This is a genomic window from Acinetobacter rongchengensis, from assembly GCF_003611475.1.
In the GTDB taxonomy this organism is placed as follows: domain Bacteria; phylum Pseudomonadota; class Gammaproteobacteria; order Pseudomonadales; family Moraxellaceae; genus Acinetobacter; species Acinetobacter rongchengensis.
Map to the genome: position 1 here is coordinate 1 of NZ_RAXT01000062.1, position 17,391 is coordinate 17,391.

At 35.5% G+C, this 17,391-nt stretch carries 13 protein-coding genes; 10 read left to right on the top strand and 3 right to left on the bottom strand.

The window, feature by feature from the left end:
* The coding region (locus tag D7V20_RS16730; protein WP_120385186.1) for a strawberry notch C-terminal domain-containing protein at positions 1–4,772 on the bottom strand (4,772 nt) is incomplete at its 3' end.
* A gap of 31 nt (positions 4,773–4,803) precedes the next feature.
* Entirely contained in the window at positions 4,804–6,438 is a 1,635-nt protein-coding gene (locus D7V20_RS16735; RefSeq protein WP_005005782.1) for a hypothetical protein, read from the bottom strand.
* Between the two features lie 1,692 nt (positions 6,439–8,130).
* Between D7V20_RS16735 and D7V20_RS16745 the strand changes: the two genes are divergently transcribed.
* The 6 genes from D7V20_RS16745 (at position 8,131) to D7V20_RS16775 (ending at position 14,467) form a co-directional block, all read left to right on the top strand.
* The gene (locus tag D7V20_RS16745) at positions 8,131–8,607 is read left to right on the top strand and encodes a hypothetical protein (RefSeq protein ID WP_005005780.1); all 477 of its coding nucleotides are present in this window, start codon (positions 8,131–8,133) and stop codon (positions 8,605–8,607) included.
* A gap of 167 nt (positions 8,608–8,774) precedes the next feature.
* On the top strand, positions 8,775–10,565 hold the full coding sequence (locus D7V20_RS16750; RefSeq protein WP_005005779.1) for a hypothetical protein: 1,791 nt from the start codon (positions 8,775–8,777) through the stop codon (positions 10,563–10,565).
* On the top strand, positions 10,558–11,160 hold the full coding sequence (locus tag D7V20_RS16755; RefSeq protein ID WP_005005776.1) for a hypothetical protein: 603 nt from the start codon (positions 10,558–10,560) through the stop codon (positions 11,158–11,160). Before D7V20_RS16750 ends, D7V20_RS16755 begins: the two co-directional genes overlap by 8 nt.
* A gap of 125 nt (positions 11,161–11,285) precedes the next feature.
* Positions 11,286–12,131 carry a hypothetical protein gene (locus D7V20_RS16760; protein ID WP_024160863.1) on the top strand — a complete coding sequence of 282 codons (846 nt, stop codon included), beginning with the start codon at positions 11,286–11,288 and terminating at the stop codon, positions 12,129–12,131.
* Positions 12,132–12,816: 685 nt separating this feature from the next.
* On the top strand, positions 12,817–13,947 hold the full coding sequence (locus D7V20_RS16770) for a hypothetical protein (protein ID WP_005005771.1): 1,131 nt from the start codon (positions 12,817–12,819) through the stop codon (positions 13,945–13,947).
* 7 nt (positions 13,948–13,954) lie between these two features.
* Positions 13,955–14,467, top strand: coding sequence for a hypothetical protein (locus D7V20_RS16775; RefSeq protein WP_077170163.1), 513 nt, complete (start codon positions 13,955–13,957; stop codon positions 14,465–14,467).
* 65 nt (positions 14,468–14,532) lie between these two features.
* On the opposite strand, the gene D7V20_RS16780 is transcribed toward D7V20_RS16775, so the two are convergent.
* A complete protein-coding gene (locus D7V20_RS16780) occupies positions 14,533–15,186 on the bottom strand; it encodes a hypothetical protein (RefSeq protein ID WP_005005764.1) in 654 nt (217 codons plus the stop codon).
* 164 nt (positions 15,187–15,350) lie between these two features.
* Between D7V20_RS16780 and D7V20_RS16785 the strand changes: the two genes are divergently transcribed.
* From D7V20_RS16785 to D7V20_RS16800, 4 genes are all read left to right on the top strand, one after another.
* A complete protein-coding gene (locus D7V20_RS16785; protein ID WP_005005760.1) occupies positions 15,351–15,773 on the top strand; it encodes a hypothetical protein in 423 nt (140 codons plus the stop codon).
* A gap of 5 nt (positions 15,774–15,778) precedes the next feature.
* Positions 15,779–16,288 (top strand): hypothetical protein, encoded by a 510-nt coding sequence (locus tag D7V20_RS16790; protein WP_005005759.1) that lies wholly within the window; start codon positions 15,779–15,781, stop codon positions 16,286–16,288.
* 9 nt (positions 16,289–16,297) lie between these two features.
* Positions 16,298–16,786 (top strand): hypothetical protein, encoded by a 489-nt coding sequence (locus D7V20_RS16795; protein WP_005005757.1) that lies wholly within the window; start codon positions 16,298–16,300, stop codon positions 16,784–16,786.
* Positions 16,787–16,793: 7 nt separating this feature from the next.
* On the top strand, positions 16,794–17,391 hold a 598-nt coding region (locus tag D7V20_RS16800; RefSeq protein WP_235831661.1), incomplete at its 3' end, for a M48 family metallopeptidase.

A 17,391-nucleotide genomic window follows, 5' to 3' on the forward strand; every position in this document is an offset into this window, starting at 1 on the left:
TTTTGCGCCGTGCGATATGATGGTCCTTTTTCATCATCCGAAATATCAATATCAAGTGTGTTCGCCAAGTTTACGTTATTTTTTAAATAGTCCAACGCTACCCGGTTGCCAATGTAGTTGAGCATGTCAGGATAATCGTTTTCGTTAAACTTGGTTTCTGAGTTGGCAGAGACGTTCGCTGATAGGGTAGACAGTTTACGCATCATCATTAAGTGCATACGTGTTTCTGCTGGAATACCCGAATCTACTGTCGTCATAATCGGATGTGATTCTTCACCACGGCGACCCACACGACCGATCATCTGAATCGTATCGGTAGAGTTCTCAGGTTTTTGCAAGAAAAACAACTCACGTTGGCGCAAGTGATCCGATGGAATTGTAGGATCAGGGTTTTTGGCTGCATGTAGAGAAATACCCGTACAACCAGAGCGAGTCACAATAACAACATCGATTTCACCAGATTGGAATTTTGATTGAACCAAAATCTTACCTTGTGTCGTATTGTTCTCTTGTTTATTAACCTTCCATTTGCCGTCTCTTGTTTCCGTTAAGTGGATCTGACGGCCAGAGATTTCATCAATCTTGAAGCCAGCTTTTGTCACCTTGTTACGTAGTACGTCCAAAGGCATCAAAGGTAGGTCAGGGAACTTTTGAATCTTTTCTTTGATACGATCCAAAATGATTTTATACGGACTTACCACTGGATCGCCGTTTTCATTAAATGTCACTTCCGTACTGAGCTTCTTAACGAACGAGTTACCGTAGTTATCTTCAGCTTTCACCACATCGATGCGATCTAACATCACTTCAAGCAAGTCACGGAATTGTGGGAGTTCATCTAAAACAGAAATTTGACTTTGCAGATAGCTACCGCGCTTATATTCAAGCTTAGTCAATTCCTTTTGAATATTTTTCGCTGCTTTTTCATCGCCAGCGTCACGGTTTTCTTTGATCATGAGTTTTTGAAGCTCATTTTCAAGAAATTCAATTTCTGACGATACCGACTTGAAGTTATTAAACGCTTTTTCTTTTTCAGGCGAATCAGCGGTAACGTCTTGCGCCGTATCTGCTTTTAAAATCGCTTCCATGCGACTTTGCATCAAAATGTTGAATAGACTCTCACCCGTATTTTCCAAACCAATCACGGGCTTTCTACCCTCATGTAATGCCTGAATCACAGCATCACTTGTAGAGTCAGTTTTCAATGCCAATAGGAATTGCTTTTGGATCTGGTACATTCGAGATCCAAAGTTCATCACACTCAAACTTAAACGGTTTTTCGGATCGTCTGAATCCTGATGAAAGTCTAAATTGGCAACAGCATCATCATCATTGGCAATGTTTTCTAGCGCATCGAGGCGAATATCTTTAGAAAATTTCACCATGTCCGTCAAGATGTCAGAAAGAACATCTGAGTAATTGTGAAATTTCTTAATTTCCTCTTCAGTTGGCACAAAGGTTTGAATGGTAATGTGCGAGAGATCTTGCTCTCTACGAATCATGGCAGAGCTGTCTACCAAACCTTCAGAAATAAACTCCAAAATTGGACCATCTGCATTATCGATAACCTTTTGTAAGTCATTACGAGATACGGATCGAGGGAACAATTTATGGAAGAATTCAAGATTTTCAGGTTTCTTAATTGCCGATGCAGACTGGAAATTAATTAGATTGGTCTGATCAATAACATCTAAGAAAAATTGACTTGTAGCTGATTTCAAGGATGCTGCACGGTGCGTTTCATCCATCACCAAAACAGTGTCTTGATTAATAAAACGAGTCAATAACGCACGTTTCCGGTTTGGTCGGTTAAATTGGCTATACGTTGCCAATACCAAGTCATGTTGCGCTGGAATATCTTCAATTTCCTTAGGTAGATCTTGGCCAGTGAATAAAACCTCTTCAGTACCAAAGCGGTTAATCACAGCATCCGAGTTAAAGATAAACGGATCTTTAAAGAACTTGTCACTGTCTGTAGCAACAATATCACGCCAAATGTCGTTCAAGAGTTGCGTTGTATCTGTAAGGAAAACAGGGGGCTTTCCTCTTAACGCACTATATCGTAAACACGCAGCTGCAATACGACCTTTACCTAAACCCGTCTGGTCGCCAATAAGCACAGGTAAGTTTTGGTCAAAACGTAAAATGATATGGGCAACCGCATCGACCTGTTCACATGCAAAAGCGGACTTTAGTGCATCAAAATTGTCATATTGCAATTTCTTAGCGACATAGGCATCAACAAGAGTAGGGTAGTTACCATTATCGACTTCAGCTTGGAAATTGATACCCCCAAAACCTAATACATTTTGGATGTGTGTAGTCAATTGAGCATTTGCCTGATTAATCGCTTTAATCTGGTTTTTAGCCACTAAAGCAATTGGCTCAGATGCCATAGACATCGGTATATACTTAACTTGGTATATATTTTCCGGAGTTGGTTCTGTTGTGTTTTCAGCATTAGGAACAGGAACAATCGGCTGTAAATTTGATTGGTCAGATTCAACAGTCGGTTCTTCTTTTTGCTCAGTACCGATCGCTAATTCAGAATTTAACTTAGCAATCTCTTCAGCAGTTAAACCCGGTTCCTGTTTTACTTGCTCTACCGCTGGTTCTTCAGCTGGTGTTTGTTCAGGTGTTTCACCCTCATTGGTCGCCGTGGTATCACCTACTTGAAGATTAACGTCATCGTCAAGGTCTTCATCCAGATTTTGGTTCTCGTGCGGATTCTTTACCTCAGGCACGAAATCATTGTCATTTTCATTTTCAAACGTTGGTGTAGCTTCAGTTGGTGTAGGTACATCATCATCTGAACTGGTTGTTTGCGTACTAACTTCAACGGTTCCGAAGTCAAAAGAAACTTTATTCGGTTTTGATTTAGGTTTACGACCAAACATCGGTTTTGGTTTGACAGCTTCCTCTTGCTTAATCTCTTCTTCTTTAGCGACCACGACTTCATCAAACATAGTGACTGCAGACGTAGGCGTTACACTTGATGCAATATCTTCAAGTGGCGAAACAGGCTGTTCATCACCTAGACTGGCAAACAAATCGTCATTTTCTTTTTCAACAGGCTTAACCTCAACAACAGGTTCAACCACTGGTGCTTGTTGTGCTTGTTGCTCAACTGGAGTCGGAGTAGTTGGCTTGAAGTATAGATCCTTATTCGGATTCAAACGATTATAGATTACGTTATTAGCCCATCCCCAAAGTTCGTCATAGTCCGTAATGACTTTCAACTTATCTGGTACCACAGAAGATTGGTAAGTTTGTAGTAACGCTTGTTCGTTTTTACGATTGCCTACCACTAACATACGAACATTTTGATTAGCGCCGTTTCGTGCATATGCATTGCCGTGGATTTCTACAACCGCCTCAACTTCATAATGCTTATAGAGATAATTAAGTAAATTCTTTGATTTACGCTCAACCGTACCATCTGAAATCTGTTTATCTGAGCCAATAATGAAAACTGAACGCCCTTGATCGTTTCGTGCGTTTAGTGATTTAACCAGAATGGCATGGTCCAATTTATCCGTACTGAACCAGACGTTTTCTGATGGATCTACCAATAATGGGTTTGGATCTACGCCGTTACGCTGTTGAACCAAAATTGGTGCAACACGTTCTAGTTTATCCATAGCACCAAAAGGAGGGTTGGCAATCACATAGTCAACTTTTTGCTTAAACGTTTGCTCAAAATCAATTTGTGTAGCATCTGCAGTAACAACCGTGCATTCATAATTTTGAGTCAGTGCTTTTGTACGTTCAGCACGTTTGGGATCTAACTCAACCGCATAGACAGAAGCATTACGCTCTTGGGTTAATAAACCGATTAAAGATCCATTACCCACAGTTGGCTCGAGCACGGAAAAGTTTTGTTTTGTTCGGTTATCACCCTCAATCAATAAGCGCTGAGCCACAAGTGACATCGGGATTGGAGTCGAATATTGCTGTAACATACGAATCGTATTGTTTCGCATGGTCTTAGTCGGCATGCGATTGTATAACGCTAAACTCGTTTTAAATGAGCTCTCAGTAAAATCAAGCTCACCTAACTTTTCGACCATCACTGTTTCAAGCGCTTCTTCTGCAGTATGGATCTGTTTATCTGTTACCTTGGATACATCAACGTCAGCATTTTTGGCTTGCGTGATTAGAGCTAAAAACTTTAAAAAGTCCTGGTGATTATGGCTCTTTGTTTCATGTTCTAATTGATAGATATAGCCTCTTAAGCATTCTTTTAAATCTTTTTGCTTGGTCGCACGTAAGTACAGACTAGACGGCTGATCATTAGGACCTTCAGGTATTTGCGTACCTTGGGCATTCACGTAAAAACGGTTATGAGCTGAAGCATAGATTTTGTTGCCATCAGAGTTATAACCGAGTGGAGTTGCACTATTCAACGCAACGTTCAATCGTTGTGGCACCAATGTTTTTGCTTGGGCATTGAACAAATCATGCAATTCTTGGCGAGTCGCAAGCACACTACGGATAAATTCTTTTGGAATACCCAAAACTTCATGAAACAGTCTTGGTTTGATCGTTTCATTCAAATTGTATTGATACAAGTGACCGTCAAAGTGAGGATAAGCCTCAAACTTCATCGGTGTAAAACCAATGTTATTCAAATTTTCTTTAGATAGTTTTTTTTGAACGTCCAATAAGAGTAATTGGCTATCCGTCTGGCCAACACGCCGTACATCGAGATATACACCAGCTTGTGATAAGTCGATCCATTTAATTTTTTCGTTTAAATCATGAGTAGTCATAGCGAACCTGAAGAAGAATTATTAAATTTGATTAAAAAGTCATGTCGTTATAGACATCAGAAGTCGCAGCCTTTTCTTGGCTTTTCTTAACATCCATTTCTGGCTGTCTGACTTTCATCATTAACTCTTGTGGATCAGGTAAAAGATCGTGGTTGAAGTTCTTAGATAACGGACTATCGATTGAAGCTTTATGTTGCTGTACATGCTCTACCGTAATTTCTGAAAAGTTCAACGCATTCATACGGGTTTGAGTAAGTTCAACAGGCTCGATAAACGAGACAAAACAATTATTCGAGTTCCGTTGGTGTGGTTGAATAACAATAAACGCTTCAGCAAATTGCTGTTTTGCATGCGTCAATTTATTCATGGTCTGACGATCAACTTGACTTAAAAATTGAGGATTTAAGTCGTGCGGTTTTGGATTGCCGTAGTCATCGGTAAATTGATTCACTAGGGGAGGTGCACCAACACCACGAACACCCTCACCAGTACGTAAATCTATTTCTGGATCTACCTTGCGAAAACCAGCGTGAGGCGTTTTATTGTTGAAAAATTTCTTTAAGAACGTGTCTTTGTAAAGCGCACCTAGTTGTAGTTGTTGGCCATGATAAACCTCAGGCAGTAATTTTTGACTCACCAAGCCAGCGTAAAGACGTTTTAAATTTTGATTTTTTTCTTTGTCTACATCTTCATTGTAGAACACTTTAATTTGTCGATCGCCAAGTAATGCAAACAGGGCAATACGGGCCTGGTCCATAACATAAACGTTCTGAGCCTGTTTATCGAACTGGTCTTTTTCATGCTGGTTGGATGGTACAAAATTTGGATCAAAAGTTGCGGTGTGAAAGTCATTGCCGTTCAAAATATCTTTGATACTTTCAATCGGATCTTTAGCAACCCGATAAGACTTTTTAGTTTTATCAATACCGCCACGTTGCATCAACGGATCTGGCTTAGCGAATTGCTTAACACTTTCACGATCAGCACTGTCATAGGTTGGAATCAATGGGATTGTAGTTAATACAGAACCAGACTCATAGCGCACAACAATTTTTGAAAATGGAATGCGCTCAGGTTGGTTGTCAGTACTATTCGATAAAGATTTAACAAGAAGCTGTAAATTATTTTTAATAATAGCGTTATGAAGTGCTGGAGAATTAATTTTTACATTGGGCACTTGCATATGTGCTGCATCTTCAATGATTTGAGCTTTAACAAAGAAATCGCCGTTTTTTTGTTGATGCACATTGATAGAAGTGACTGCTTTGATTAATTGTGAATTCGGGTTGTTACTCATTACGTTGCACCACTGAGCAACATAAGTTTTATAACCGTCAAGAGATTCGTAGGGTGAGTCAACACATTTGTCAAAACAGATAATTCGACCACGGTTAGCACCGCGATTATGTGTGTCTAATGAAGTACGTTGGTTACGTCCAGAATCAAATTTTGCGTGGACTTCATCTACTGAAACATTCTCAGTATGATGCTTGTTGAGTTTATTAATGATCTTCGTGAATTCTTCAGATGAACTCATTCGTATGCGAACTGGTTCATTGGTAGACATATCAAAGCCGTATGCATACAGCTCGTCTTGTTCATCATGTTTGTAAAATTGATCTACAGTCATGACGATACGTTTAATCGTATTATCACTTTTACTCATTTCTTAAATTCCACGCTTTATATTTTTGATTGCTGGTCATTGACTCAAGCTATTTATAAAATACTACAAAACCTCATTGGTATATACTAAGGAGGCAAATAAAAAATTAAAAAATATATTAAAAAGTTTAAGAGTAAATTTTTAAAAAGAAATTTTTTGTTTATTATCTTTCTAATTAAGGGAAGTTAATTAGGGACATTTTTTATGCTTATTTTTCATGATATTACAGGATTAGTACGGAAAAACACAAATGGTACGAGCGAAAATCAAATTCATTTGAGCGCAAATTGAATTTGAATTTTTAGAAAATAAGGCGTTTTTAGCTGGTTTTTGATGTTTTTATCCACTTTCCTATTAAATTCTATCCACAAATTAAGTTCTTGTATATTAGAATGAATTTAAAAATATGAGTAAAATATTGTTCATTTTTTAGCTTTTTGCAATATTGGAAATTTGCAAACTAGCAAGTGTTGTAAGTCGCTGTTTATAATAAAATTAAATAGAATAAAAAATACTTCCAGCGCAAATTAAATTCATTTGAGCGCAAATTAAATTCAAAACGTTGCGGATAACTTCTCCAATTTCCTGAGAGCCTTGATAATAAAGACTTTCAGATTTTATGAGGAATAGCCCTTATATATGACCCAACGATCGCTATTTAGCTTGTTTTACGACAAATCAATAACTTACGCCATTAGGACGGAAGAAAGTTTACAACCCATTTATAAAAAACTTTCGCTGAGTTCAGACTATAACAGAAAATCAATGAGTTACGCCATTAGGACGGAAGAAAGTTTACATCCACTTATAAAAAACTTTCGCTCGTATTTTGACACAACTATAAATCAATAACTTACGTCATTAGGACGGAAGAAAGTTTACAACCCATTTATAAAAAACTTTCGCTGGAAGTTAGGTACAGCCAAAAAGTTATAACCTAACCTTAAAACATACTAAACATACTATCTATGATAGTTGAGCTATTGGATCTGGACAAAAAAGTAAAATCAATAACTTACGCTATTAGGACGGAAGAAAGTTTACAACCCATTTATAAAAAACTTTCGCTCGTATTTTGGCACCACTATAAATCAACAACTTACATCATTAGGACGGAAGAAAGTTTACACCCACTTATAAAAAACTTTCGCTCGAAATTTGCCAGCAATATAAATCAACAACTTACATCATTAGGACGGAAGAAAGTTTACAACCCATTTATAAAAAACTTTCGCTCGAAATTTGCCAGCACTATAAATCAACAACTTACATCATTAGGACGGAAGAAAGTTTACAACCCATTTATAAAAAAGTTTCGCTCGAAATTTGCCAGCACTATAAATCAACAACTTACATCATTAGGACGGAAGAAAGTTTACAACCCATTTATAAAAAAGTTTCGCTCGTATTTTGGCACCACTATAAAACAATAACTTACGTCATTAGGACGGAAGAAAGTTTACAAACCATTTATAAAAAAGTTTCGCTGGGTGCCTATCTTGAGCACATATTTATTTGATCAAGTATTACATTGGTTAACTTACATTGTAATTGTGAATATTACTCATATAAGGCACTGTTTTTCATAGTCTTATTTATTAAGAAATTACTGTTAAAAATGCTTTTAATCGTAGTCTAATTAACGAATTGATGCTATAATGTCTACTCAGAATGCCTATGGGAATTCGAGATATGCAATATCAATCATTTAGTCTTAGACATCAAAAAATACTCATTGACTTCAATGTGTTTAGCTCTGGCTCGTCTGATATTTTGCTAAAAGGTGTTTTATCTGCCGAATTGCTTATTCTAGTTGATAATTTAAATGCATTTTATTCTGCAGAAGACGGTAGATACGTTGTATCAGCTGAAAAAGTTAACCACGTTACAGGTCTAGATTTTAATAAGAAAACTATCAACCAGATCATGCGTGAAGCTTGTGATTTATCATTTATGATTGATACAGATGCGAAGCAAGCTGCAGCACCTATGATTGACGAAATTCAAATCTTATCAAGTGGCGATATTACTTTTAAACTCACTAAAAGCTTTGATTTTTTTAGAAATTCTCTTAGTTTTAAAAGCATATATGAGAAGCTACCATACAGGTTCACTACTTCTAAACTAGAGTTACCGCAGATCGGTCAACAAATAATGTTAATTGCGTAATTAAGCCTCTGACGAGGCTTTTTTATTGTCTAAAATTTAGTTAGTATATACACAGCTTTAAAGCGAAAAGACTACAACGTTAGTTGGGTTGCAAATATATTTTTATTTTTATTTTTTAATTCAATCTCAGGCAATGTACGTTGTACGTTGTCTAAAGTGGAGCAGTTATGCAAGATTCTTCACAAGTCTGCATAAGTAAAGGAATTTCAGAAGATGAAATTTTTGGACTATCGCAGTCAATCAAAGACTCAATTATTAATGCCGAAACAAAAACCATGGATCTCTTGGGTTACGGCAACAAAATCAGTAATTTCATAGTCGAATGTTATCTAGATATTCCAGTTGTTGATCAATTCATTTTTTACTTAATGTTGGTGAATGCCAAAAATAAGTATGCACATCAGCTGCAGCGCGTTATCGCTGAAAAACCTGAATTATCCCAAATTGAAGCATTACAACTAGCGAACAACTTTGTTCTGAATTTTGAATACATCCGTCAAATTCTTTTATTCAAAAATAAAGCTAATTACCTTAGCAATGGCCGTATCAAATCTTTGGCATGGAATACGCTAAATAGTGTTGGTAAAGTGATGCTACCAATGAGCTCTTTACGCCAAATGGACAGCGAACCATTTTCAAGAAATGACGTAGACAGCGTAACTCATAAAAGAATGTTTGCCAGTACGGGCTATTTTGAATTAGATAACAATGCGTTTATTTGCTATCAGCTTGAAGAAACGTTGATTGCCAATCTATCTGAATTAGATTTTGATAAAAAGGGGCGCTACACAGTTCTCGACACTTTAACGGTTCTTGGATTTAAGGACCGTTTTGATCTTTATATGTATAACTTGATGAAGATCAATGAGTTTCGTGGCGAAGTGGTTATTCCTTACATTGACTTCAAAGCATTAACCGAGTTTTCAGTAGAATTTAAATACAAAGCAAGTGATTTTTACCGTAAACGACTTCTTGTTTCATTAGAAAGACTGAATAACAATCCATCTATTGAATTATTTATTTCTGTTAAGTATGAACCATGCAATAAGCGTACACCAGATCGTGACAATTTTTGCAATTATCGTTTTCAGATTCAGTTGAAGTCCAACTATCGTAAAGCGCTTAATACATTAAATGAAATGTGTGCAAAGGTTCAGGATGAACAGGGCAATGAGCTTAAAATCAGTAATGCGCTCTTCACTTCAGCAATTCGATTGAATAATGGTGAACCTGAAAAAGTAATAGAACTTGTTAAGGATCGTTTAGCTGCTTATACAACTAAGAATGGACCATCATATTTAGCTAAAAATCTTAATTTGGTTGCGTCTTATGTTACGCGAGCTCTAGAAGATCTATATAAAAGTAATCACTTCTTTGAAAGATTCCTAAACGATATGAAGCAAGCAGATAATTTACTTTATCTGAGAAATCGTGATAAGAAAGTTGAGATCGAAAACAAAAGTGCATCTACTTTCTCAAGCGAATTCATTAATATTCGCGACAAAGTTGATGTTACCACTTGTGAAATTCTTACAAACGCTGAGTACATTTCAAAGAAAACGGAAGCTACTGTAATTATTGATTATGCTTTCATACGTAATTCTATTTTTATTACACATCCTCATTTGCGCCACCAGCGAAATGCAGACGAGAAAAAATACATAGATCTCGTGTGTGAAAGCACAAAGCTTTGCCAAATATTCTTTGGTACGGGTAATGAAAATAAAAAAACGTTAACTCAAAACTATTTAACAGAACTCCTGTTTGAACATTTTTTTGATGATAATTTCCACTTGAACTCAGATGTATTAAAGAATCTTCTAAAAAAAGATAAGGACTATTGGGTACAAGAAAAGCAAAAGACATTTATGCGGTTGTGGAAACTTGCAAATGAGTTCAGTTTAAAAGCTATTAGTCCAGCGAACTACAACGGTAAAGAGAGTTCAGACAATGAATAATAAACTTTATTTATGTGCAATTTTTACGGCTACTATATTGAGTAGTAGTGCAAATGCCGATTTTAGTGATTGGTATAAAAAAGCAACTTCAAATGAAGATTCAACTCAGCAAGTGCCAGCTCAACAACAGCAAGCACCTGGTCAAATTCAACAGCAAGCACCAGTTCAGGTTCAGCAACAGCCGATACAGCAAAGACAATATAATTCTAATCGGAACACCACAGCTACGCGTTACCAAAACAATAATGCAAATGTCACTGGTGATTCTGGCCTTGAAGCACGAATGAATAACTTGAATTCGACCATTGAGAATCTAAACAAGTCATCAAAAAGTGGTGACAACCTCACGAATAACTATCTAAATATTGTTCAATTCATAGTGATAAACGAAGAAACACGTAAATTGGATGGTAAAGACAATACATCACTGATCAATAACATGTTGGCTGGTATTGTGAGTTGTCAGAATAAATACAAAGTCGATGTTATACAAAAAGTGAATAATCAACTCCCAAGAGATGTTGCTAACACCGTACAACGGTATTTAAGCCAGAATGGACGCTCTATTGGTGCAAACGGCAACTGTTTATACTAATTAAACCCCCTTTTAAAACCGTCCTTAAAAGGCGGTTTTTTTTATTCTTAAAACATACCTATTTATTTTAAAACCACATTCTATATACTACTAACAGTTTAATGAATATTAATGTGGGTTTTATCATGATCAGTTCTAAAACAATATATGAACTATATCAATTGCTGAATCAATCCGAAGTACAAGAATTAAAATCATCTATAACTGAGACTTTTGGTGCAGATGTGGAAAGTGAAGTTGATAAAAGCCCGGTCTTACAGCAAAAGATCAATTATTTTATTTATCAATATATACATCTCAAGCATCCAGAAAGAACAGACAAGATCTTATTCGATGCAAATGAGTCGGCTCACGAGGTTGTAAAAACAGAACACCTTAAAAGTGAGCCAGTACCCTTATTAAAAGATTTTGTATCAAACAGCAGCAATAAAAGTTTAGCACCTGAAGAACAAAAAGATGTAATTGCAGTCACTTTACCAGCCGAATTATCTGACATTCCTGTTGAACCAACAAATCAAAACCATACAGGAAATAATGAAGTAAAACATGACTATAACATTATCCTTGATGGTCGAACTAAGCTAAATATATTGCTCGAAAGATATTTAAGTGGTGTTGATGATGTGGCTCGTGAAATCATTGTGAAGTGCTTTCTTGTTATCTCTATATTTGTAGCACTGATCTCTCTTGTTATGGTTCTTCTGAATACGACCAATATTAACCAGATCCAAGAAATGTATGATATTGGCCATAAAACATTCCTATTCCAATATGCTGAAGTCTGCAATGTAAATGTTGAAGTTGCAAAAGCGAATCCATGTGTTATCTCAGAAATCAATAAACGTATTTCTGAACTATCAAATAGCAGATTTTGGAACACGTTCGGGGTGGTGCTTTTCTCACTTTTATCGTGCTTTTTCTTCTACCATATCTCTACTTACCGTGATTCTAAAGATAAGCACAACGGCTAGTCTTAAAAGGAGGGTAGGGTGTTTTAAAATGGTCTTAAAAGGCCATTTTTTTATTTTAATAACAAAGTTTTATAGTTGATAAAAGGTATTCTAAAAGTATAATAGATACACTCTTAAAACTGGAATGCGTTGTGCTTTTTAAAATTCCAAAAACGGGTGAGATTGATTCAAGTGAACAATCGATGACAGGCCTGGTACTCAAATCGGCATACAACTTAGTTGCCATTTTCAATATTTGCTACATCTTTGTAGTTGTATTCTTTGTGTTTGAAATGTTTTTAAATACAACGATATACAAGATTAAATATCTACCAGAAACCCTCAATACTCCATCATATATATTGCAAATCATCATATTCATTTTATGTTTTTCTTCACTTCTGTATGCGATAAACAAAATGTTTGATGAAAAGTATATCCCTACACGCAAAGAAATCTATCTATTCCTTATCTCTTTTACTATCAATAGTTTATCAATGTTTAATTTTTTAGCTACCAAATAACACTGTAATACCAAGTTCCCACCGTAGCCTAAGCAAAAGTTACCTGTTTTTTTGGGTTTTAAAAGCAGTGAACAAGGGCAGAATTAAAACACAAAAAAATAAAATTAATAGTTTTAAAAAATATTTTTTAAAACTAAATCAGTGATAATATGTAACCAACGTTAAGTTTAAGAAAGTATATTATGTCTGATATTCGCAGCATCTATTTTTACGGTAATAATAAAAGCATCAAATTGGGTAAAAACCCAATCTTAAATACTGTCTTTGAAATTTTTCCAGCCACTAAAACCCCTTTAAAGCGGATTCTTAATCATAACCACCAGTGGGTTAGTAATTGCGCTTTTTACGTGCCTAACGATGTGAAAAGTGAATGGGTTAAAACGGTAACACTTTCAATTTTGACAATCTCAATTATGGCTTCCTTCCGTAATGCAATTGCACAGCAAAAAGGGTTGTCACCAAACGATGAAGCACTTGATGAAGAGGTAGAGAACCTTGTGCCAGATTCGTTATTCAATTCTGCTATTGAATTATCGGATCTTAAAAAAAGTTTATTAGAAGTTCTGCCAAATTTAATGAGCGAATACCTTGCACAAAACTTTGGTGAATACGAAAGCATTATTACAAACGGTGTAGCTAAGCTTTTTATTGATAACCATGAATTTTTGGATAAGCAACTTGATTCTGATGCTGGAACAGATAATCAGATTTCAATGTTAAATTTTACTGACAATGCAGATGAATTATTTCACACAACAAACTATATTTTAGTCCGTATTGCTGATTCAAATGAAAACTTGAAAATCAACTTTACTAACAGCAAACCACATGCAGAACACTTAGGCCGAATTCTGCATACATTGTTGGGGGATGAAAGTTTTGAGATCTCAAAAGGTTCAATTGAGATACCTAATGACGAAGATGGCCAAGAAATTTTCATCTTTGAAAAAGAAACGAACTTTATTGATTTTTACAATTCATTATTGCTGGAAGTTAGTTTTTTTCTAGATCATGCAACAGTCTTAGAGCATATAGAAAAGTATGCACCAATTAACCAAACACTAAGCAGTTTGAGTGAGAATTTAGAAAAGAATATTAACTTTGTCATTTCTTCATTCAAAGAAACTCGCGATCTATCTGCATATTTAGAAAGCCGTGCTCAAATCATAGGGTTAATTCATGAAGCTGCACAAATCGCCAGCATTGAAATACAGCCAGTTGCTCAGGCTAAGGACCTTAAATCGTTAATTGAATCGCATCACCTGGTTACTTTTAATGATAAAGACACCTTTAAACAATTTAATTTATTTTGAGGTGAATATGAAATTTGTTATTAAAAATGGCATTGGTACACGTAAAGTCGAAGTGGATCTCGCATTAGATATACCATTGGTGCTACAAAAATCCATTTCTGTAATTGAGTATGAAGATTTCTTTAAATATTTTAGTGAGCAACATTTTCACATTTGCAAATTTAGAACGTTGAACTTTAAAGATAATAGCGTAGAGGGAAGTAGTAAGGAATTAAATCGCTTTATCTGGCTTGCTATGGCACATCAAGCTTATATGGAGCGTAAAGCTTTACTACCAAGTAAATATATTGCGGATCTAGAAGCTTCAATTTCAAGCATGTTTAATTTAGAGAGCGAATCGCGAGAATGGTACCGAGCTATTCACAAAGCCATAGATGCTTACCTTAAATCACAATTTCCTGAAGCAATAGATTTTTTACCTTCCAACATTGCACCACTGGATGAAGTGACTAAAATTCTTATGCAAGAAGTACAGCCAGTGATACCAGTTGCAGACGAGCCAGCGAAGCTTTATAGCTGATTCTAGAAATAATTAAGACATAAAAAAACCATCTAAAAATTAGATGGTTTTTTTTGTTTGTGTTTTTATAATTTTGCGAATACTTCAGGATTGTCATTCATAAACTGTTCAATGAAATCATTGTCTAATTCGACATGTTTTGGAAGCTTCTCATGTTCACGAACAATGGATTTTATAGATTCAATATTTTGCTGATTGAAAACAGGTGTTGTACGGCTCTTATAGCCAGTATCAGCCATCGCATAGCGATCATCAAACATACCTGAAGAGGTATTAGAATCGACTTCTGAGTCGCTTATAGATAGTGTTAAGTTGCGGTCTTCAGCTAACTTTAAAATGAATTCGTCAGAGATAAAGTTACGTAGCTCATGCAGCATAGATTCAACTTTATTGTGTTTAAAAAGCACCTTTGCAATTGAACGACAAGATAAGAAACCTTTTGTGATGTTTAGATCTAGTAATTTTTGAGGAATGATTGGATCGCTTTTCTTGTTGCTATTCGCGATCTGTTCAACTTCTTCATCAGTCATAGAAGCTATAATGTTTTTAAAGAAATTGCCATATTGAAACTTTTCAATTTTCTCCAGCATTGTCACTTGTTCTGTATCTAATAAGCAAAAAGAAATAGGTTTAAGCTTGCGTTGGTCGGTTTTGCTTAAACTGCCATTTTGGTTTAAGCGGTTCTCTTTGGTTTTAGCGTTAGTTTTAGAGTTAGTCATTTTAAACACCTTTCAATATGTTTTAAACTTTGGTTAATACCAATAATCATATTATAAGTGGTTTTAGCTAAAATACAAAAAATGAACATTTTGTTTTTTTAAAAAAATCTTTTAAATGTTTTTCGTATATACTATAAGAATATCTATCTTAAAAGGTATAACTCGTGATTAAAACTGATACAGGCGATACGGTTGGAGGGGGTTTAACGAATCCTCAGGATGAAGTTCTAGCATTGTTAGAAGAGTGCTTAAACTCTGAACAATATACAGCTCGTATTACTTATATTTGTGAAGATGGCGGTCAATTAGTAGGTAAAAAGGCAGCTTTAAAGATTTTAAAGGAACAAGAGGACAATGGTTTAATGCTGGTTCCAATACCAGTCTTAGGAAAACAACTAAGAGTCTGGAGTGGTTTAAGTAAAACCAAAATGTCTAGTCACACAGGATTGTACAACAATATACAGTGGTCAAAGTTTGAAAGTGGCGAAAAGTTAATAACAAAGCAAGCGTGGACATTACTTCAACTTAGACTTGGGGTTCATCCAAAATACAAATTGGTTTTAAAAAATGAATTAGATGTCGAGTGAATTATATGTTAGTGAAATTAGCCCTTAGTGGTCATGCTTCTCCAGAAGCTTTAAGTAAATTTGAACGTATCAAAGCGTATGTGCCAGATAGCGCACCTGTTTTGGTCACATACTTTAATAAACAAGTTTTATTAAGTGATCTACTGGTTAATTTTTCTAATTTTTTACCATCGCTCGAAATCACAAAAGATAAAGACATGCTGGTTACGATTAGAGGAAATGAAACACCTTTAGTCGAATTTATTGTCAATTTAAAACTATACAGCATGAAATTAGGCAAACTTTTCTTTGAATTTGAGAATCAATTTAAAGAAAAAGAGCAAGACTTTAAGGGCTTTATTAAACGTCACAAACTTAAAGGTTTTGATCATGCCAATTTTGTTAATTACGTGAAACTAGGTGCATATGATAGTGCTTTAGACATTATCAAACACCAGTACGAAAGCGTTAAAAAAACATTCTTTGTACTGTTTAAAGATCGTTTCACCCTATTAGAAAGCAAGGGTTTTATTTAAGGATATTCTATGGAAATGTTAGATCCATCAAACACAAACCCTGGGCTCTTTTTAGTCATAATGGCTACGGCAATTGGTACCATACTTTTTGGTTTTTTAATTGTCGCTTTAATTGCACGATATAAGTTCAAGATTAGAGTTACGGTATCTAGTTTTATAGCTGCAGTTACTTTATCTGTATTTAGCTTTATATGCTTTGGTTCACTTGGTCCGATGGAACCTAAATACAGTACTTCAGTTGTTCAGCTTTATGCGTTGGGCTTACTGGCTGGTACTTTAATATTAAATATAGTTCTTCTGAAATTATTCAGCCCTAAAACTATTGAACAGTTAGCTTTGAAAGGTTTTAATAAGTCAGAAAATGAACAAAAAGAGCATTACAAAAACATCTTAAAAGAGTTTAAATGTATTACTGATTTGGAAGATAAAAACAAGCTTAATAAGCGCAGTTTTAACTTGTTAAATGTTTTTAAACATAAAGGAAAACAAAATGTTTGATTTTAAGATGAAATCTTTGTGTGTTTTGGCTGTTGCCGGATCTCTTTTAACTGGTTGCGTATCTAGTACTATTGATGGAATGGGTTCTAAACGCAAACAAATCATGTTGTATTCTGAAAAAGAATATCTTCAGCAAAGTACTCAGTCTTACAACAACATCATCACGACTGCTAAACAGCGTGGATTGATTGTGAATAACGCTCAAGTAAATAGAGTAGCAAAACGTCTTATCGCACAAGTTCCACATTATCGAGCTGACGCAGCAAATTGGAATTGGGAAGTTAATACAATCCGAGATAATGAAATCAACGCGTTTTGTCTATCTGGAGGCAAGATCGGTGTGTTGACTGGTTCTATCACAAAAATTAATGCAACTGATGATGAATTGGCTGCACTGATCGGCCACGAAATTGCACATGCTTTACGTGATCATGGGCGTGAAAAGGTAAGTAAAAAGCTTTTAACTGGTTTAGGTGTGCTTGCAGCTAGTTCGGCTGGTCTTGGTGACATGGTTGTATCTGGCACAAGTTTACTAGGCGATTATGGGGTTAACTTACCTGGTTCGCGCAAACTTGAAAGTGAAGCGGATCTTCTAGGTGTTGATA